This window comes from Methanobacterium sp. SMA-27 (assembly GCF_000744455.1).
Lineage (GTDB): Archaea > Methanobacteriota > Methanobacteria > Methanobacteriales > Methanobacteriaceae > Methanobacterium_B.
On record NZ_JQLY01000001.1, the window covers coordinates 1,801,694 to 1,819,775 of the forward strand.

Annotated in this window: 20 protein-coding genes; 14 read left to right on the plus strand and 6 right to left on the minus strand. The window is 34.1% G+C overall.

All coding sequences use genetic code 11. The features are described 5' to 3' along the window. Window positions 1-2 precede the first annotated feature (2 nt). From minD to DL91_RS09000, 4 genes are all read right to left on the minus strand, one after another. Entirely contained in the window at window positions 3-782 is a 780-nt protein-coding gene (minD, locus tag DL91_RS08985) for a cell division ATPase MinD (RefSeq protein ID WP_048191167.1), read from the minus strand. Between the two features lie 11 nt (window positions 783-793). After that, entirely contained in the window at window positions 794-2,128 is a 1,335-nt protein-coding gene (locus DL91_RS08990) for a DUF2226 domain-containing protein (protein WP_048191168.1), read from the minus strand. 108 nt (window positions 2,129-2,236) lie between these two features. Next, the gene (locus DL91_RS08995; RefSeq protein WP_048191169.1) at window positions 2,237-2,593 is read right to left on the minus strand and encodes a cell division protein SepF; all 357 of its coding nucleotides are present in this window, start codon (window positions 2,591-2,593) and stop codon (window positions 2,237-2,239) included. A 2-nt stretch (window positions 2,594-2,595) separates the two neighbouring features. Then, complete coding sequence (locus tag DL91_RS09000; RefSeq protein ID WP_048191170.1) at window positions 2,596-3,648, minus strand: DUF1611 domain-containing protein; 1,053 nt, start codon at window positions 3,646-3,648, stop codon at window positions 2,596-2,598. Between the two features lie 201 nt (window positions 3,649-3,849). Between DL91_RS09000 and DL91_RS09005 the strand changes: the two genes are divergently transcribed. From DL91_RS09005 to DL91_RS09020, 4 genes are all read left to right on the plus strand, one after another. Beyond that, entirely contained in the window at window positions 3,850-4,197 is a 348-nt protein-coding gene (locus DL91_RS09005; RefSeq protein WP_048191171.1) for a roadblock/LC7 domain-containing protein, read from the plus strand. Between the two features lie 48 nt (window positions 4,198-4,245). After that, window positions 4,246-5,241, plus strand: coding sequence for a 3H domain-containing protein (locus DL91_RS09010; protein ID WP_048191172.1), 996 nt, complete (start codon window positions 4,246-4,248; stop codon window positions 5,239-5,241). Between the two features lie 54 nt (window positions 5,242-5,295). After that, window positions 5,296-5,862, plus strand: coding sequence for a ZPR1 zinc finger domain-containing protein (locus DL91_RS09015; protein WP_048191173.1), 567 nt, complete (start codon window positions 5,296-5,298; stop codon window positions 5,860-5,862). Window positions 5,863-5,947: 85 nt separating this feature from the next. After that, window positions 5,948-6,460, plus strand: coding sequence for a nitroreductase family protein (locus tag DL91_RS09020; RefSeq protein ID WP_048191174.1), 513 nt, complete (start codon window positions 5,948-5,950; stop codon window positions 6,458-6,460). Between the two features lie 72 nt (window positions 6,461-6,532). Here DL91_RS09020 and DL91_RS09025 read toward each other — a convergent pair whose 3' ends face one another. Continuing rightward, window positions 6,533-7,075 carry a hypothetical protein gene (locus DL91_RS09025; protein WP_048191175.1) on the minus strand — a complete coding sequence of 181 codons (543 nt, stop codon included), beginning with the start codon at window positions 7,073-7,075 and terminating at the stop codon, window positions 6,533-6,535. A 193-nt stretch (window positions 7,076-7,268) separates the two neighbouring features. Next, window positions 7,269-8,099, minus strand: coding sequence for a carboxylating nicotinate-nucleotide diphosphorylase (nadC, locus tag DL91_RS09030; RefSeq protein ID WP_048191176.1), 831 nt, complete (start codon window positions 8,097-8,099; stop codon window positions 7,269-7,271). Between the two features lie 241 nt (window positions 8,100-8,340). Between nadC and rnz the strand changes: the two genes are divergently transcribed. The 10 genes from rnz (at window position 8,341) to DL91_RS09080 (ending at window position 18,066) form a co-directional block, all read left to right on the plus strand. Beyond that, on the plus strand, window positions 8,341-9,249 hold the full coding sequence (gene rnz, locus DL91_RS09035) for a ribonuclease Z (RefSeq protein WP_048191177.1): 909 nt from the start codon (window positions 8,341-8,343) through the stop codon (window positions 9,247-9,249). Beyond that, window positions 9,239-9,994 carry a mechanosensitive ion channel family protein gene (locus tag DL91_RS09040; RefSeq protein WP_048191178.1) on the plus strand — a complete coding sequence of 252 codons (756 nt, stop codon included), beginning with the start codon at window positions 9,239-9,241 and terminating at the stop codon, window positions 9,992-9,994. Before rnz ends, DL91_RS09040 begins: the two co-directional genes overlap by 11 nt. After that, window positions 9,987-10,583, plus strand: coding sequence for a class E sortase (locus tag DL91_RS09045; RefSeq protein ID WP_048191179.1), 597 nt, complete (start codon window positions 9,987-9,989; stop codon window positions 10,581-10,583). Before DL91_RS09040 ends, DL91_RS09045 begins: the two co-directional genes overlap by 8 nt. A gap of 242 nt (window positions 10,584-10,825) precedes the next feature. Next, complete coding sequence (locus DL91_RS09050; protein ID WP_048191180.1) at window positions 10,826-11,077, plus strand: ferredoxin family protein; 252 nt, start codon at window positions 10,826-10,828, stop codon at window positions 11,075-11,077. Between the two features lie 12 nt (window positions 11,078-11,089). Then, a complete protein-coding gene (locus tag DL91_RS09055; RefSeq protein ID WP_231551440.1) occupies window positions 11,090-11,665 on the plus strand; it encodes a hydrocarbon binding protein (contains V4R domain) in 576 nt (191 codons plus the stop codon). Beyond that, window positions 11,665-12,576 (plus strand): F420-nonreducing hydrogenase, encoded by a 912-nt coding sequence (locus DL91_RS09060; RefSeq protein WP_048191181.1) that lies wholly within the window; start codon window positions 11,665-11,667, stop codon window positions 12,574-12,576. The genes DL91_RS09055 and DL91_RS09060 overlap by 1 nt, the downstream gene beginning before the upstream one ends. Before the next feature lie 11 nt (window positions 12,577-12,587). Next, window positions 12,588-14,036: a Ni/Fe hydrogenase subunit alpha gene (locus DL91_RS09065; RefSeq protein ID WP_048191182.1), complete on the plus strand. Its 1,449-nt coding sequence runs from the start codon at window positions 12,588-12,590 to the stop codon at window positions 14,034-14,036. A gap of 246 nt (window positions 14,037-14,282) precedes the next feature. Beyond that, on the plus strand, window positions 14,283-15,455 hold the full coding sequence (locus DL91_RS09070) for a roadblock/LC7 domain-containing protein (RefSeq protein WP_048191183.1): 1,173 nt from the start codon (window positions 14,283-14,285) through the stop codon (window positions 15,453-15,455). A gap of 145 nt (window positions 15,456-15,600) precedes the next feature. Then, window positions 15,601-16,566 carry a replication factor C small subunit gene (locus DL91_RS09075; RefSeq protein ID WP_048191184.1) on the plus strand — a complete coding sequence of 322 codons (966 nt, stop codon included), beginning with the start codon at window positions 15,601-15,603 and terminating at the stop codon, window positions 16,564-16,566. Then, window positions 16,567-18,066: a replication factor C large subunit gene (locus DL91_RS09080; RefSeq protein ID WP_048191185.1), complete on the plus strand. Its 1,500-nt coding sequence runs from the start codon at window positions 16,567-16,569 to the stop codon at window positions 18,064-18,066. The last annotated feature ends 16 nt before the right edge of the window (window positions 18,067-18,082 follow it).

Below are 18,082 nucleotides of genomic sequence, written 5' to 3' on the forward strand. Positions count from 1 at the left end.
ATTCATCTCCTTCCAAGAAGTCCTTCAACGAGTTTGGCAATAACTCCCTTCTTATCTGGTTCAATTGGCTGGTATTCTTCACCTATAAGATCAGCACCTAACTGCATTATGGCATTGCTTGTTGGTGATTTAGGATTTTTTATAATTAAAGGCTCACCAAAAGCTGCTGCCCTGCTAACCTCAGGATCATCTGGTATGACTGCTATAACAGGTACTTCAAGAATAGTTTCTATTTCAGTAATTGTTAAAAAGGTTTTATCGTGTTGCTCCCTGTTTATTACAACACCTATAATATCGACCCCAAGTTTGTTTGCTATGATCTTAGTTTTTAGAGCATCACTTATGGAAGGAACTTCCGGAGTTGTAACTAGTATCATCTCCTGAGCCGCAGCTATAGCAGCCAGAGCGTCTTTTTCAAGTCCTGCAGGTGCATCTATAAGCAATATATCCGCATTTTCAACTAATATCTCCAATGCACTCTCTAATCTATCCATTTTAATTTTACGGAGGCCTTCAAGAGAAATTCCTGCCGGAACAACTTTTACTCCTCCAGGTCCCTCGTATATAGCATCTTCAATAGATGCAGATCCTGAAAGAACATCGTGCAATGTTACAGATTTTCCTTCCATGCCCAGAATGAGTTCGAGGTTGGCCATTGCAACATCTGCATCAAGTACTATAGTCTCTTCTCCATAAGTTGATAATGCAACACCTAAATTGGCTGTGATAGTTGTCTTCCCTACACCGCCCTTTCCTGAAGCAATTGTTATAACTCTTGTCATCTGCTAACCTCCTAACTAATCTCTACATTAACATCAAATTTATCTACAATTTCAGGATATTTCCTGAAACTTTTTCTTATTTCTATTTGAGATATATTTATTATCTGTCTTTCCAGATTAATATCCTTTGAATCACCCATAATACGAGATAAGAATCCTTTAGATTCTAATTCGATTATAATATTGACCTTACCACTCAATCCATCCATGTTTTCAAGAAAAACCATTACCTCGGCTCCTTTAATTTTAGGTATGGGTAATATTGATTTTTTGATCTTATTCATTAACGTCAATTCAATTTTTTCAATATCTTCATCTCTTACTGAACCACCTTTATATGATTCAAGTATATTATCAACATCTTCCTCTTGAATGTCTTTGATACCATATTTTTTCATCAATTCGGACCTGTCAACCAAAGGCATTTCTACATTTTCCTTTTCTTCCTTTGAATTGGTTTCAAGATCGTCTTCTAAAGTAGAATCTATATCTTGAACAGATTCCTCTGTAGAGGGGATATTAGATTCATCTGTTACAGGTTCTATTTTCAATTCATCAGAAGGTTTTTCCTGTTCCGATTCTATTACAGATTCACTATTCATTTCTGTAACAGGTTCGGGAATTTGCTGATTAGTTTGCTGCTCCTTTGTGTCGTTCTCACCTAATTGTTCTGCATTAGTTTTTGGTTTGATTATTTCAGGAACAACATCTTTAACAGAATTACTTTCTAATTCAGATTTTTCAATTGGTTCATTTGGAGCTTCTTTTGTTTCAGATAGAATTTCTGAATCATTTGAAGACCCTTCTTTGCTAACTATCTCATCATCATTTTGGGGAACTTGTTTTGGTTCAATTGTTTCAATTGTTTCAGTTTTTGTAGGTTTTATTGATTTAGGATTATTTTCAGATTCTTTTATAGCTTCTGAAACAGGTTTTGCTGTAGGAACTGCCTTCGGCTCGGGAGTTGTTTCTGTTTCTATATTTGTTAAGTCCTTGGATTTTTTAATCTCATCTATAATCTCATATGCATCTGAACCAATAATATATGGCTTGTTAATATCCATATAGAAATCAATTTGGGTTGGACGTACATTGAAAATTTCAATTAGAGTTCCTTTATTATTCATTGCATCACTAATTTTTTCGATAGCATCAACCCTAGAATGTCTATCATAAGATGCTGCAATTTCTTTACCTTGTTTAAAAAGAATAAATCCTTCTTCGGAACCTGATGTAATCCTAATGAATCCATTATGTCTTTTTAAAGAAAGATCCTTCAATAACTCTGCGAATTCAATTTCATCCGCATAGCAGATCATGGAAGGTCTAGTTATTGGTAACTCCATTGATATCCCCCAATCCCCACACAAAACTAATTCTAATTATTTTTTAAGTGAGGAATAGTTTATTATAATTATCTTATTATTAAATCTTTAAGTAGTAAATATTGTTTTTCACTTCCGTATAAGCTTGATCTCGGGGGGAGTGATGATAATAATATTTTTACCATTTTTACATAGTAATATTGCTTCTCCTCCAGTTTTATCCCTGAATGCCTTTAATTTTTCTCCAGCCAACTTAAATTCTTCGGGACTATCCCTTTCAAGGTAGCTCATATCCATTATAATAGGATTTTTCTCTTCGGTGATCTGACTCAATGCAAAGTCAAAATCATCCAAGTTCTTGGCTTTCATTAGGATTATCTCATAGAAAGAATGTTCAGGAACAATTATGGTTTCCTGTTCTTCTTTTTCATTATTTTCATCATCTATACCAATATTTTTCTTTATAATATCCAGTACATCCTTCATTTCTACAAGTCCCCTATATAATCAATAATTACATCTAGCAATCTTGATGCTCCGCCATTTTTAACATCAACAGCGGGCAACCCATATTTACTTTCATAATTATTTAATTCAGTTTTGTCACTGACATTTCTTAGATTCAAAGATAATCCAACTACTTTTGTGGGTTCTAATGCTTCAATAGCCTTAACTTCAAATTCTATACCTCTAGGTTCTCTGTATGGGTGGTTGGGTCTGTGACACACAATAGTTGCATTAGGCGTTGCACCTATAAGAATAGAAGCTGAAAGTCCTCTTGGATGAGGGTTACCTCTTTCTGTTAGGCTTGATTGACCTTCAATGAATATAATATCAGGATTCTTCTGTTCCTCCATATATTTAATAGATCCAATAACTGCAGAAGCAACATCCATAACAGAGAGGCTTCCTGCACGGAAATTCATATCAACGGGTTGTTCAAATCCCATCTCATCAGTCGAAATTACAACTGCATTTAAACCCCTTTCTATAGCTGCTTTACCCAATAGTCTTGTTGTGGTTCTTTTTCCACACTCTTGTGAAGTACCTCCAACGAATACTATAGGAGTTTTGGGTTTGTAATCGAGTTTTGGTAAAATTTCTGTACACATTGGGGGTGCTGTACCAAATATTTTCCTTATAACATCCAGTCGAGGGCTGATTTCCTTTAAAATTACGCCTTTAGCATCCGCAAACTTAATAATAGATTCATTCTGTGAAATCGGTAATGATCTAAATGAAGTAACAACATTTTTACCATTATCAATTGCTTCAACAGCGTACTTGAGTGCTGTTCCTTCAGCACCTATTGGCAGCATAATGGCTACGCTCTTGGCATTTGTCTTTTGAAGGACTTCTGTTAGATCTCGAGATATAACATTATTGCAAAATTCTTGGCCTTGCTTTTCAGTATCATCATCAATGAAACCAACAGATTCCACACCCTCAAAATTAGAGAATTTTTCTCCGCCACCTCCACATCCTATTATAACAAATGGGTTGAGGTCTTGAATTTCCTTAAGAGAAGTTATAAAATACAAAGGATCACTCCTATAAATTTTGGTGAATTTACTGTTAAACTTAACAATATTAGTAATTTTAGTGAATAACTGTTAAACTTAACAATATTAGTAATTTTAGTGAATAACTGTGAAACTTTACATTACCTATTTATTTAATAAATGTTAAACCAAGATATATACTTTGGGTAGATTACTCAATTCTATTGTGGAGGCATAGGTATGATAGAAAGAATACTTAAGGATTTAGGAAGGATCAACGGTGTAAGTGGATCACTGGTAGTTGGAAAAGATGGTTTAATCATCGAAAGTGAAGTACCAGGAGACATAGATTCGGAACTTGTTGCTGCCATGGCGTCTGCTGTTTTCGGTACAGCTGAAAGATCTGCAGAAGAAATGAAACATGAGCCACTTCAACAAGTTATGATAGAGGGGGAAAAGGGAAAAACTTTAATGATAGATGCAGGGGAAGGAATTTTAGTAGTCATAACCGACATAGCAATTAATCTCGGTTTAATAAGAATTGAGATGAGAAGAAGTGCTGAACGTGTAGTTGACATGTTAACATAAGTTTTAAATCGGTAAATACCTACTTTAAGACAATTGGGGAGGGAAAAATTGAGAAAACCCTACGTTATACTAATTGGAAGTGCATCAGGCATTGGAAAATCAACTATAGCCTCTGAACTGGCAAAAGAATTGGGAATAAAACATTTAATTGAAACTGACTTTATAAGAGCCATAGTCCGTGGAATAATAGGTCCGGACTATGCACCATCACTTCATAAATCCTCATTTGATGCTTACACAACACTTAGAGACAAAGAACGGTTTGAAGATAATGATTCACTGATCGAAGCTGGTTTTGAGGATCATGCTTCATTTGTTATTCCTGCTATTGAAAGGGTGATTAGAAGAGCAGTGGATGATTATGACGATGTTGTAATAGAAGGTGTACATTTAGTTCCGGGTTTCATTGACATTGAAAAATTCAAAAAAGACGCTTCGATTCATTTTTTTATACTAACCGCTGACAAAGAAGTTCACAAAGAAAGATTTGTTAAAAGAGCCATGAAAATAAAACGTGGTGGCAAACACTTGGAATATTTCAAGGAAAACAGGATCATAAACGACTACCTTGTGAAAAGTGCAGTGGAACATGGAGTACCAGTTATTAATAATATAAAAATTGAAAGTTCGCTCAAACGAATGCTAACTTTAATAAGAGAAATATGTAAAGTTATGCTTTTTAAACATTCTGTTGACCAATTAGAAGATGAAACATCCATAATACTAGATAAATATGGTGGTAGAATGGTTGATGTATCTTATTTTCTCCCGGGTTTTGGAGAACCTTTAAACAGGAAGGTGAATGTATTTGATCCGGTGGAAGCTAGACGTTTCATAGACAGGTTGGAAAAAAATCCCAAGAGGAAAAAGGACTTGGAAAATCTGTACAGTCTATCAGATAATATTCATGGTCATAAGATTTGTGCTCCTGATAAAGAAAGTCTAGAAAATATGATAAAAGATCTTGATGAGAAAGGTTTTATTTACAAAAATAAAAAAAATAAAAACGAAACCGATTCTGGAACAGGACCTCAAACATCTTAATTAGATTAAAAATTAAGTAAATTGCCTAAATTTTAAATATGTGGGGAACTACAATTGAATAATATTACAACAGATTGTCCAGTATGTAGGGGTAAGAATACCCTAAATATGACCAGTAAAACAGAGAAAATACCCTATTTTGGGGAGATTATGGAATCAACTCTGCTTTGTTCAGATTGTGGATATAAACATTCTGATACCATCTGTTTGGAGCAGAAAGAACCAGTGAAATACACACTCAAAATCAATAAAGATAAACTAAATACAAGAATTGTTAAATCCCAATCTGCAACTCTTAGCATACCCGAATTAGGTCTTAAAGTTGAACCAGGTCCCAAATCACAGGGTTACGTTTCTAATGTAGAAGGAGTCATTAATAGATTTGAATCTGCTGTTGCCACAGCAATGGAATGGGCAGAAGAAAAACAAATACAGGAAAATGCCCTTAAAATACTTGAAAAAATTGAAGAATTGAAAACTGGAAATGAAATAGCAACTTTAGTTTTGGAAGATCCATTTGGACACAGCATAATAGTGGACAATGATGCAAAACACAGAAAATTAACTGAAGAAGAAATAAATGAACTTAATACTGGTTTTATGACCATTGAAAATGAATAATTAATTATAATTTATCAATAGACTATTATTTTTTTTATTTTATTTGTACAATTTTATAACCTGTTGATTTATTAGGAGGAGTTATATGGAATTTTTAAACCTGGTTAAAAACAGATTCAGTGTAAGAAGTTACAAACCAGACGATGTAGAGGAAGAAAAATTAAAGGTTATATTTGAAGCAGCCAGTCTTGCACCAACAGCTGTGAATTATCAGCCATTTCAATTGATTGTAATAAAAACACTTGGAGTTGAAAATAAATTAAAACGTATTTATCCTGCAAAATGGTTCAGTGAAGCTCCTTTAGTGATCTGTTTGTGTGTAATCCCTTCTAAAGCTTGGAATCGTAAAGATGGAAAAAATTATGCAGATGTAGATGGATCAATTGTAATGGATCATATTATTTTAGCTGCAACCAGTTTGGGACTTGGTACTTGTTGGGTTGGCGCTTTTGATCCGGATGCAGCTCGTGAAATTTTAGATTTACCTGAAAATGTTGAACCACTTGTATTTACCCCATTAGGATATCCTGCAGAAGAACCAAAAGTTAAACAACGCAAAAAACTGTCTGAAATAGTTAAATTCAAGGATTTAAAATAAATTCATAAATATTTAATTTATTTTGAATAAAATCAGGGTTATCAGAATAATAATTCAAGAAATGAAGAGATATCAGAATATCTCATCGCTCTCATCATCAATATCTTTAAGTTTGAGAGATTTTTTGACATCCATTGTTAATGCATCACAATCTGCTTTTATAGCTTCTAGATGTTTTAATATCCTAAATTTCTCCTCATTAATCCTCTTAATATTGGTGTAAGGATATATTGATTCTTTGAGCATTTCATATTCAATGGTTGTGTAAGGATAATCATTAAGTTGTTCACAGACCCGTTCTAGTACTTCACCAAGGAACTTGTTCATCTCAACTTTAACCCTTTCCCTTATCATCTTGTCCTTATCAAGATTTCGTTTCATGAGCCTTACAACTTCAGCCTTTGCAAAGGGTAAATCTTCACCTTCGTCTTCTTCTCCCTCTTCATCAAACTCTTCTTCTAAATCTGCATCTAATTCTTCTTCATTTTCTTCAGTAGAATCCTTATTTAATTCTTCAGTTGAATCTTGACTTGAATCGTCATTTAATTCTTCAGTTGAATTTTCGGTATTATCTTCATCCAATTCTTTGTATTCTTCATCATTGTGATCTAGCATAAAATGCCTCCAATATTCTTTATAAATGATCTGTAAAAAAACCTATATAAACTTATTGCATTATATTGTAGTTTCCCCTAATAATTTAGATAAGACAAAGGAAAATCCTAATAATTATCAACCAAGGAATGAAAAATATGAAAAGGTTGATATTTAAATAAAATATTAATTAAATCAACAATTTACTCTTCCTTTATATTATTTCAAGACTCATATCAAGCGATTTTGCAGAATGAGTTATATAACCAGTTGAAATTACGTCAACTCCCGTTTTTACATAATCAACAATATTATCCGGATTAATCCCACCTGAAACTTCTATCAAAATTTTATTTCTAAGTCCTTTATTTTCAAGAGCATTTAAAACATTTCGTATTTCATCGGGATTCATATTGTCCAGCATGATTATATCTGCCCCAGCCATGGCAGCTTCAAGTGCATCCTTTGTGCTTTCAACTTCTACTTCAACCTTTTTTGTAAAACTAACATAGCCTTTAGCCATCTCAACTGCTTCTTTCACACTGCCCACTATTGCAATGTGGTTATCTTTTATAAGGATGCAGTCATCTAGCCTGAATCGATGAGTATCGCCACCACCCACCCTTATGGCTTCTTTTTCTAAAAATTGTAGTCCCGGTGTAGTTTTACGTGTCCCTGCTATAATCACATTATTGTTAACCTTTTCAATCAGCATTGCAGTTATAGTAGAAATCCCACTCATCCTCATGAGTATATTAAGAACTGTTCTCTCAACACTGAGTATTGTGCTTGCATCACCATCAATCTCCATAATAATATCATCTTCAGCAAGTTTCTCTCCATCATGTTTTTTTATACTTGTATTAATTGAGAACTCCTGAAAAATATTATTAACTAGATCAATACCTGATAAAATTCCCTTTTCTCTGCTGATGATCTTGGCCTTTATCAATTTATCTGGAGGTATTAGGGCTTTTGTGGTTATATCTTCAAAACCAATGTCTTGGTACACCATTTTAATTATTTCCCTTACATCGTACTTCATTTATATCACTTTACCTTAAAAAATTAGATAAATGGTTTTCTTTTACATATATTTTAATAACTTGTATGGGTATTTCTATATAAAATAAAAGATATAAATGTTCATTAAGTTAAGGGGTCATAGGAACCCATTTAACAATAACAAAATGAATTAGTGAATATAATTTACTTTAGGATTATCTAAAATTAATAAAATTTTCTTTACAAAAATTATTTAATAATATTTTATAGGATTGGAACAAATGGAACTTATATTTCTAGGGACATCATCAGCAATACCAACCAACCACAGAAACCACTCTGCAATAGCATTAAAAAGTTTTGGAGAGATTATATTATTTGACTGTGGAGAAGGAACTCAACGACAAATGACAAGGGCTAGATTAAGTCCCATGAAAATAAGTAAAATATTCATAACACATTTTCATGGTGACCATATCCTTGGTGTTCCAGGGATTATACAATCAATGGCCTTCCGTGGGAGAACCGAACCACTTAATATATATGGACCGCCAGGTCTTTCAGAATTTGTTAAACATATCAAAAATTTCGGTTACTTTGCACTTTCGTTCGAGATAATAGAAAACACTATTTCGGATGGGATTGTACTAGATGAAGAAGAATATACTGTTATGTGCTGTAAAACAGAACATTCAGTAACAAATTTTGCTTACAGTATAAATGAGAAGAGATCACCTAAATTCCTTAAAGAAAATGCTTTAAAGTTGGGTGTGAAACCTGGACCAGATTTTGGCAAGCTTCAAAGTGGAATTGCTGTTAAAGTTGGTGAAAAAATTATTAAACCCAAACAGGTACTTGGTGAAAATAGAAAGGGACGGAAAATAGTATATTCTGGTGATACCCGACCATGCGAACAGATGATAGAATTTTCAAGTGATGCAGACATTTTGATACATGAATCAACATTTAACGACAGCCATATGGATAAATCTTACGAAACAGGGCATTCAACAGCTTCAATGGCAGCGGAAATAGCTAAAAAAGCTAATGTAAACAAACTAGTTCTCACCCATATCAGTACAAGATATAAAGATAATAAAACAATTGAAAAGGAAGCATTAGAAGTATTTGAAAATTCTATTGTTGCTGAGGATATGATGATTCTTGAGGTGAAACGGAATGAACCTTGAAACGATACTCAACAACCCCACTTTAAGAGACATTATTGTTACTATTCTTATTCTAGGTGTATCAACATTAATAATTAAATGGTCATCAATTTTCATAATTAGAACTGGTAAAAGATTTGAGTCGGATGATACCCTAATCCAAGTTATAAATGAAATTATCAAATATACTATCTATGCACTTGCTATAACAATAATACTCAATGAACTTGGAATAAATATAACAGCTATAGCCGTGAGTTTAGGTATTGTAGGTATAGCTGTGGGTTTTGCAGCAAGAGACACCATATCAAACTTTATTTCAGGGCTTTTTGTTCTAGGAGATAAAAGTTTCAAAGTAGGAGATATTATTGAAATATCCGATCAAAAAGGTAAAGTTATGATCATGGGTTTCAGAGTCACCAAACTTGTGACTCCCGACAATAATATTATAACAATTCCAAATTCAAATTTTTCAAGAAATTTACTTGTAAATCACACCCCCCTAGAGGAGAAGAGGGTTGATCTAGATATTACAATACCTTACTCTGTAAATGTGGAAGAAATAGCTGAGAGATTCAAAAATTTAACATTAAGATTTAAATGGGCTCTGGATTTACCAAAACCAGATTTAATTATAAATGAACTTGCAGATACTGGTGTCAAAGCCATGTTAAGTGTCTGGGTAGATGATCCATGGAAGGTTGCTGAGTACAGATCTATTATAGCAAAGGAAATAGGACCATTATTGGTTGATAAACATGAATAGAAACAGAATATTCTCGGTTGCAATACTATTAGGATGCGTATTTTTATCCTTAACAATAGTCATGGCAGGTTTTGAACAGTCAAAAGAACTTGGTAAAGCACAAAAGAGTTTAAAAGATTATAATGAAAAGATGAGTAATCCTGTTGATGCCTTAGATCCACTCAGTTCAAGTGGAGGTGCTTCAATCGGAGAACTTGTGATACCAAAACTTGGAGTGGATTGCATAATACGTTCTGATACTGTTAATGCTTACAACGCTGTTTTTCACTATTCTGAAAGTGTATACCCAGGGCAACCTGGAGAATGTGGTATTTTAGGCCATAGAACAACATATTCAGGATTATTCCGAAACTTAGGTTCGCTACAAATCGGTGACAAAGTAATAATCATAGATGCTGTAATGAAGAAAAAATACACTTATTCAGTTACTTCAAACGGTGATGACATACGTTGGGATTATAAAACTAATCCTGTTAGATTTGCACAGGAAGGGGATGCAAGATTAATGTTAATGACGTGTTATCCTCCTGGAAAAAAAGAAGCATCATACATAACCCATTGTAAGCTTGTTTCAACCGAGGATATTTAATTTTTTTTCAGAAAATCTGATATTATGCATTATTTAACTGTTTATGACCTTTTCGATATGGTAATTATCAATAAATATTTTTTGAAAATTCTTTTTTTATTTGGGGTGAACCTTATTAATAATGAGTAATCTATATATTTAGATTAATAATGCATTGTCAAAAATCAGATATAGGTCAAATGGAATGATTTTGTAACTCGTTGAAATCTTCCATTACCAAAAAAATATTAAGAGGCGTACAGATGGTAAAAATAGAAATAGACGAAAATGCTTGTGTTGGTTGCGGTTCTTGTGTGGACGATTGCCCCAACGATGTCTATGAAATGGATGAAACAAAAAACAAGAGCAAAGTTGTTAAGGAAGATGACTGCATGGCTTGTTTGTCATGTCATGAAATCTGTCCATCAGAAGCAATGGAACATAAAAATATACACGTGGCCAAAAGGCTTTACATAGATAGAAGAGTAAGTGGAATACTCAAAAAAATAATATAGGGAGATTCTTATATGGCTCATATGGAATATCAGATAGAAAGGGAAGAAAAAGAAATATTGGGGGATTTCAAACCCGAACTTATTCCGGATGAATGTGGGGGAGGCATAGATGATTATGAAGAAGCCCTTCATGTACTCATGAAATTCGTTGGTTCGATGTCTAGTGCACTTGAACAAGTTTCAGGCCGTGGTGCAAATGCAATTGTATACCAGGCAGGGAAAAGAATGGGGCATGAAGCAGGTAAAATGGTTGAAAAAACCGATGACCTAGAAAAGGCAATGCAAGAGTTAAGTGAAATATTGGGTATTGAATTCTTCTTCGATATGTGGAAACCCGCAGACCAAGCAGAATACACCGTTGAAAAAGGGAATGAAACAATTGTCAAACTCATATTTAGGGACTGTGTGGTAAGACAAACCCTTAGAAGAGAAGGACTACCTCAAAAAGGACCTCTTTGTTATCTACTCTACGGATACACAGTTGGGGCTGTTGAAGAAGTTATGGGAATAAAAGGAAAATTAGACATTGATCATGTCGGACCAAATGCCTGTCTTAAAACATTAACAATCAAATGGGGAGGCAAATAATGGTTAAACTAGCCCTCGAACTTTTAGCAAGTTGTGCTGGATGCGAAGTATCCATACTCGATCTCCATGAAGATCTTATTGATGTACTTGAAAAGGCAGAACTGGTTTATGCACCTATTCTTATGGATGTTAAGGAAATACCCGAAGACATAGACATAGCCATTGTTTCAGGTTCGGTTAGAAATGAAGAAAATAAGGAAAGACTTGAAGAAATCCGTGAAAAGGCAAAAACAGTTATTGCTTATGGAACATGTGCATGTTACGGAGGAATAACTTGTATGGCGGATCTTTACAGTCCAGAAGATGTTTCAGCCAGGAGTTTTTCTGACAATCCAAGTACAGAATCTTCTGAACAACCCTCTGAAGTTGTTCCAAAGTTATTGCCGATAGTTCATCCAGCAGGAGACATGGCAGAGATAGATTACTATATACCAGGATGTCCTCCTAAAGAAAATTTAATCAAGGATGTTCTTGTGCCATTAATAGCTGGAGAAATCCCAGAAATACCTAAGAAATCTGTATGTGCAGATTGTAATCGTACAATGGAACATATTGAATTTGATAAGATCCATAGAAGGATAGAAGGAGAACCAGACCAAGAAAAATGTTTCCTTAGTCAAGGATATGTGTGTCTTGGATCTGTAACTCTTGGAAGATGTGGTGCATTGTGTTCAGCAGCTGGAGTTCCATGCCATGGATGTGGTGGACCTTCAATGGATATTTTAAGAGAGCCTAGTCATGATGTTTACAACTGCATTATTAATCGTATCGCACATATCTCTAAGATGCCCCACAAGGACGTTGAAAAACAACTATACGATATTGGACATATTGTATACGGATTTGTTATTGGAAGCACAATAATGGAGGATAAAAAAGTTTCCTTGATCCCTCAATTGATCAAGAAATAAAAGGTGATACCATGAAACAAATAGAAATAAGCCCAATATCAAGAATTGAAGGGCATGCAAAGATCACTGTTCAAATGGATGATGCAGGAAATGTTTCAGATGCTCATTTCCATGTAATGGAAATAAGGGGTTTTGAAAAGTTTTTAGAAGGTGCTGCCATTGAAGAAGCTCCTAGAATAACACCAAGAATATGTGGAGTTTGCCAAACAGCACATCACATAGTATCTGCAAAGGCCACAGATGCTGTTTTCGGTTTACAACCTCCAGAAACAGCTCAAAAATTAAGGGAATTAACTTTGCTTGGCCAATATATCCATTCTCATTCACTTCACTTCTATTTCTTAGGTGCACCAGATCTAATTCTAGGACCTGATTCTGACCCTGCAGAAAGGAATGTTGTTGGACTCATCAAAAAGAATCCTGACCTTGCAAAAATGGCAATTAAAACCAGGAAAATTGGACAGGAAATAACATCCGTTGTAGGTGGGAAACCTATACATCCTGTTACATCGATTCCAGGAGGCCAATCAAAGCCTCTTACATCAGAAGAAAGAGATGGTTTACTGCCAAAAGTTAAAGAAGGAATAGGATTAGTTGAGTCAGGTTTAGAAGTAGCAAAACCACTTTTTGAACAATATGCCGATGCCATAGAAACACTTGGACCAATTGAAACCCACTTTGGAAGTTTAACCAATGGAGGGGCTCTTGAATTTTACAATGGACCAATGAAGATGATTGACAAAGATGGAAACTCTGTTTCTGAATTTGACCCATCAAATTACTTGGATCATATTGAAGAAAAAGTACAACCCTGGTCCTACATGAAATTCCCATTCATGAAACAAATAGGATTCCCCGAGGGAAACTACCGTGTTGGACCTCTTGCAAGAATAAATATTGCAGACAGCATCCCTACTGAGAGAGCATCTGCACTCTATGGAGAATTCAAAGACAAATATGGAATGGCACAAAACCCATTACTCTATCATTATGCCCGGCTTATCGAACTCATGTACTCGGTTGAAAAAGCAGTGGAATTGTTAGAAGACGATGCAATAACTGGCACCAACATAAGAACAGCACTTAGCGAACCATTAATGAGTACCGACGACGCCAAAAATTCAGACAAGAGGATGAGAGGAGTTGGAGTAATAGAAGCACCAAGAGGTACTTTATTCCATGATTACGAAACAGATGGTGCAGGTATTATTCAAAGAGCGAATCTCATTGTTGCAACAGGCCAAAATAATCTCTCCATGGATATAGGTGTTAGAGAAACTGCCAAAGCCATGATTAAAGGTGACGAAGTATCAGAAGGCCTAAAAAATAGGCTTGAAATGATAATAAGGGCTTATGATCCTTGTCTATCATGTGCTACACATATGATAAATGGTGATTCACCTCTTGTTGTGGATATTCATGACAGTGATGGAATTCTGGTTAAAAGACAAATAATATAAATATGGGAATTAAATTCCCTGTCCTTATTTTTTTAATCGATAAAAAAATTCCATAAAAACTTTATTTAGCACTCTACTACTGTTAGAACAATAGATTAATATGTATTTCATATAGTAACGCAATTTTTTTATGGTGAATTTAAATTATAGAACTCATTTTCATTAAATTATATCTTTTTAAAAACGATAAACATAATAGCTTGAATATTAAGATTAGATTTTAAATACTATCTTAACTGTGATTCAATGAAAGATCGTAATCTAAAGGTGGAACTTGAAAGGATCGTTAATGATCTTGGTAAAGTTGATGGGGTGGAAGGAAGCCTAATTATAGATGGCAATGGAGATATACTGAGCCAACGCATATTACAAGACATAGATATAGGCTTATTTGGGCCAATGGCACATGTAATAACCAGTTCATCAAAAAGGTTACTTAACTCTTCTAATCAGGGGGATATTCAACGAATTTTAGTTGAATCTGAAAATGGAAAAGCATTATTCCTCCATTTGGGGAATGTGCACTTCATTGTTCTAATGAAAAATCGTGCCAACGTAGGATTGATTATGGTTTCATCCAAAAGGGCAGCAGAAAAAATTGTTGAACTAACCAAGGATCTTGAAATAGTATCAGAAGAAAAGATATCCACAACACCTGAACCACTTAAAACAGAACCAATATCGAATGAACATAAAGAAATAATTTCAGAGAAATTAGAACATGAAAAAATTATTGCCAACAATCTTTCAGAACAAAGTAACGATATGGGAATAGATAATGAAATTATTTCATCAGATTCTCAAGTAGAAGTACAAGTTGAGACAAAATCAGTTAAAACTGATATTCCAAAAGAAGAAATAATTTCTGAGGAACATACAGGTAAAGAAGTTGAAATAGATTCAGATGTTAAACAAGGAATATCCATCCCTGTAATAAAACCTCCAATTGCATTTCCAGATATTAAAAAGGTAGATGAGATACCAGAAAATATAACAGAGCGTACAGATTTAATTTTAGATATTTATGAAGCTATATTCCGAGCTATGTCAATTGGTGCAAGTAAGATTATGGGAGTTGCACCAGCAAGAGGGTTAACCCAGAAGTTTCTGCCTATTGAACAGTGCAAAAAATTACTAAATGGAGTTAATGTTAAAAGCAACTCTACAATAGATTTCACCAAGATCAGAGAAAATGCAAATAATATCCCAATTGAGGAGAGAGAATCCCAGTATATAGAAGATTTCACCAGAATTTTAGATGTTGTAACAGATAATTATGGAAAAGTTATGGGTTATGGGGCATTCAGAGGGATGGTAAGACCAGAATTTAAGATTATCACCAATTCCTATGGGCCTGTTATGAAAAAACTTGGAATCACCGCCAAAATGCATCCGGAAATGGCAGAACTATTCGAATAATTTAATTAATCTCTTTTTGGAGTTAAAATTCATTGAAACTCTTTTTACACGTTTTTCTATCTTTTCATTTTAGGATATTTTTAAAATCCTCAACTTCTGATAAAAGTTAATAATCATAGTATACAATATGAAAGTGGTGATATGGATGAATGGACCATGGGTTGAAAAATACAGACCACAAACCTTAGATGAAGTTGTGGGTCAAGATCATATAATTTTAAGACTTAAAAGATACGTTAAAGAGGGTAGTTTACCCAATCTCATGTTTACAGGCCCTGCTGGTGTTGGAAAAACAACAACAGCAATAGCTCTTGCAAAGGAAGTACTTGGGGAGTATTGGAGACAGAACTTCTTAGAACTCAACGCTTCTGATGCTAGAGGTATAGATACTGTAAGAAACGATATAAAAGGTTTTTCACGTTTAAAAGCCGTTGGATCTCCTTTTAGAATAATTTTCTTAGATGAAGTAGACAATATGACCAAAGATGCCCAACATGCCCTAAGAAGGGAAATGGAAATGTACACTAAGACATCATCTTTCATATTATCATGTAATTACTCATCCAAGATAATTGACCCTATCCAGTCCAGATGTGCAATATTCAGGTTTGCTCCAGTTAAAGGACATCAAATAATTGGAAGGCTAGAATACATTGCAGAGGCTGAAAATCTAAACATTAGCACAGGTGCAATTGAGAGTATTGTTTACTTTGCTGAAGGTGATGTAAGGAGAGCTGTGAATATTTTACAAGCTTCAGCCTCGTTAGATGAAGAAATAACAGAAGATAGTATACATGATGTTGTTTCAAAGGCCAAACCAAAAGATGTGAGGAAGATAGTAAATAAAGCTCTTGAGGGGGACTTTTTAAGCGCTAGGGAACTATTAAGAGATGTTATGGTTGTTCAAGGGACTAGTGGAGAAGATATGGTAACCCAAATATACCAAGAAGTATCAAGAATGGTTTTGGAAGAACGCATAAGAGAAGATATCTATATAAACTTGATTGAAAGTATTGGTGAAACAGATTATCGGATAAGGGAAGGATCCAATCCAAGAATTCAACTTGAAGCACTTTTAACCAAGTTTTTAATAAATGCAAAGGCAGATTAAATGTTGTGGACAGAAAAATACAGTCCTAAGAATTTTGATGAAGTTCTAGGAAACGTCAAGATAAAAGACGCAATAGTAGAATGGACAGAAGAGTGGTTAATGGGTAATACCCAGAACTGTTTGCTTCTAATAGGTCCAGCCGGTACTGGAAAAACAACACTTGCACATTTGGCTGCAAATGAGTTTTCAGAATACATAGAACTCAATGCCAGTGACAAGCGATCCTATGACATTATTCTCAATACAATAGGAGAAGCCTCTGCATCAAAATCATTATTTGGAGATGGGCTTAAACTAATAATATTGGATGAAGTGGATGGAATTCATGGAACTGAAGATAGAGGTGGAACAAGAGCAATAAGTAAAATCATTAAGGAAGGCCATCACCCCCTTATCATGATGGCCAACGATCCCTACAGCAAAAGGTTGAAAAGTCTTAAAACCAAATGTAATACTCTAATCTTGCGTAAAGTTCATACAAATTCAATTGTTGCTCTGCTTAAGAGAATATGTGTTAAAGAGGGTGTTGAATTTGAAGAACATGTTATACGGAATCTTGCTAAAAGTTCAAATGGAGATTTAAGATCGGCAATTAATGATCTTGAGGTAATTGCACGTGGAAAAACAAAAATCACATCTGAAGACCTTGAACTATTATCAAAAAAAGATGATATTATCAATATCTTCGACTCTGTTAGAACAGTTCTTAAGAGTAAAAATCCTCGTAGAATAAAGGATGCAATGAAGGTGGAAGCAGAACCTTCATTTCTTATTGAATTGATAGCTGAAAATATTCCCCGAGAATATGAGAAGGTTGATGAACTTCAGAAAGCATATGAAATGATATCTCTTGCAGATATTTATCTTGGAAGAGCATTTAATACACGCGTATATTCCTACTGGAAATACACATACGAACTCATGAGCCTGGGTGTTGCACTGTCAAAGGAAGAGACTTACAGAAAATTTTCAAGGTTTACAAATTCATCAATCTTTACAATGCTGTCTAAAAGCAGAGCAAAACGGGATTTAAAAGATAAAGTTGCCAAAAAAATGGGTGAAAAGCTTCACACATCCAAGAAAGTTGTTAAAGAACAATTCCCATACATGGAAATAATGTTCCAAAACGATGAAACAGCCTATGAATTAGCTACCTATTATGGATTAGCTGATGATGAAGTAAAACTTTTCAGATCAAGAAAAATTAAGGTAAAAAAATCTAAAACTAAAAAAACTGTTCCTAAAGATTCCAAACCAGATAGTTTTAATGGATTTAGATCCAAATCTGCAACTAAAAAATCGGATAGTCCTGCAAAAAAGACAGGAAAATCTTTAAATGAAGATAATAAAGTTTTAAAATCTGAAAATAAAAAGAAAGATAAAAAAAGGAATAATAAGAAGTTATCAGATACTAAATCATCAGTAAAATCAGAAGATAAAGAAAAAAAATCTGATAAAAATGGAAAAGATAATTCACAGACTTCCCTTTTTAATTTCTAATAATATATTTCTAATA

Excerpts from the sequence above, each read along its gene's own strand:
- minD (WP_048191167.1), bottom strand. The coding sequence starts at position 782 with ATGACAAGAGTTATAACAATTGCTTCAGGAAAGGGCGGTGTAGGGAAG.
- DL91_RS08990 (WP_048191168.1), bottom strand. The coding sequence starts at position 2,128 with ATGGAGTTACCAATAACTAGACCTTCCATGATCTGCTATGCGGATGAA.
- DL91_RS08995 (WP_048191169.1), bottom strand. The coding sequence starts at position 2,593 with ATGAAGGATGTACTGGATATTATAAAGAAAAATATTGGTATAGATGAT.
- DL91_RS09005 (WP_048191171.1), top strand. The coding sequence starts at position 3,850 with ATGATAGAAAGAATACTTAAGGATTTAGGAAGGATCAACGGTGTAAGT.
- DL91_RS09020 (WP_048191174.1), top strand. The coding sequence starts at position 5,948 with ATGGAATTTTTAAACCTGGTTAAAAACAGATTCAGTGTAAGAAGTTAC.
- DL91_RS09025 (WP_048191175.1), bottom strand. The coding sequence starts at position 7,075 with ATGCTAGATCACAATGATGAAGAATACAAAGAATTGGATGAAGATAAT.
- nadC (WP_048191176.1), bottom strand. The coding sequence starts at position 8,099 with ATGAAGTACGATGTAAGGGAAATAATTAAAATGGTGTACCAAGACATT.
- rnz (WP_048191177.1), top strand. The coding sequence starts at position 8,341 with ATGGAACTTATATTTCTAGGGACATCATCAGCAATACCAACCAACCAC.
- DL91_RS09040 (WP_048191178.1), top strand. The coding sequence starts at position 9,239 with ATGAACCTTGAAACGATACTCAACAACCCCACTTTAAGAGACATTATT.
- DL91_RS09045 (WP_048191179.1), top strand. The coding sequence starts at position 9,987 with ATGAATAGAAACAGAATATTCTCGGTTGCAATACTATTAGGATGCGTA.
- DL91_RS09050 (WP_048191180.1), top strand. The coding sequence starts at position 10,826 with ATGGTAAAAATAGAAATAGACGAAAATGCTTGTGTTGGTTGCGGTTCT.
- DL91_RS09055 (WP_231551440.1), top strand. The coding sequence starts at position 11,090 with ATGGCTCATATGGAATATCAGATAGAAAGGGAAGAAAAAGAAATATTG.
- DL91_RS09060 (WP_048191181.1), top strand. The coding sequence starts at position 11,665 with ATGGTTAAACTAGCCCTCGAACTTTTAGCAAGTTGTGCTGGATGCGAA.
- DL91_RS09065 (WP_048191182.1), top strand. The coding sequence starts at position 12,588 with ATGAAACAAATAGAAATAAGCCCAATATCAAGAATTGAAGGGCATGCA.
- DL91_RS09070 (WP_048191183.1), top strand. The coding sequence starts at position 14,283 with ATGAAAGATCGTAATCTAAAGGTGGAACTTGAAAGGATCGTTAATGAT.
- DL91_RS09075 (WP_048191184.1), top strand. The coding sequence starts at position 15,601 with ATGAATGGACCATGGGTTGAAAAATACAGACCACAAACCTTAGATGAA.
- DL91_RS09080 (WP_048191185.1), top strand. The coding sequence starts at position 16,567 with ATGTTGTGGACAGAAAAATACAGTCCTAAGAATTTTGATGAAGTTCTA.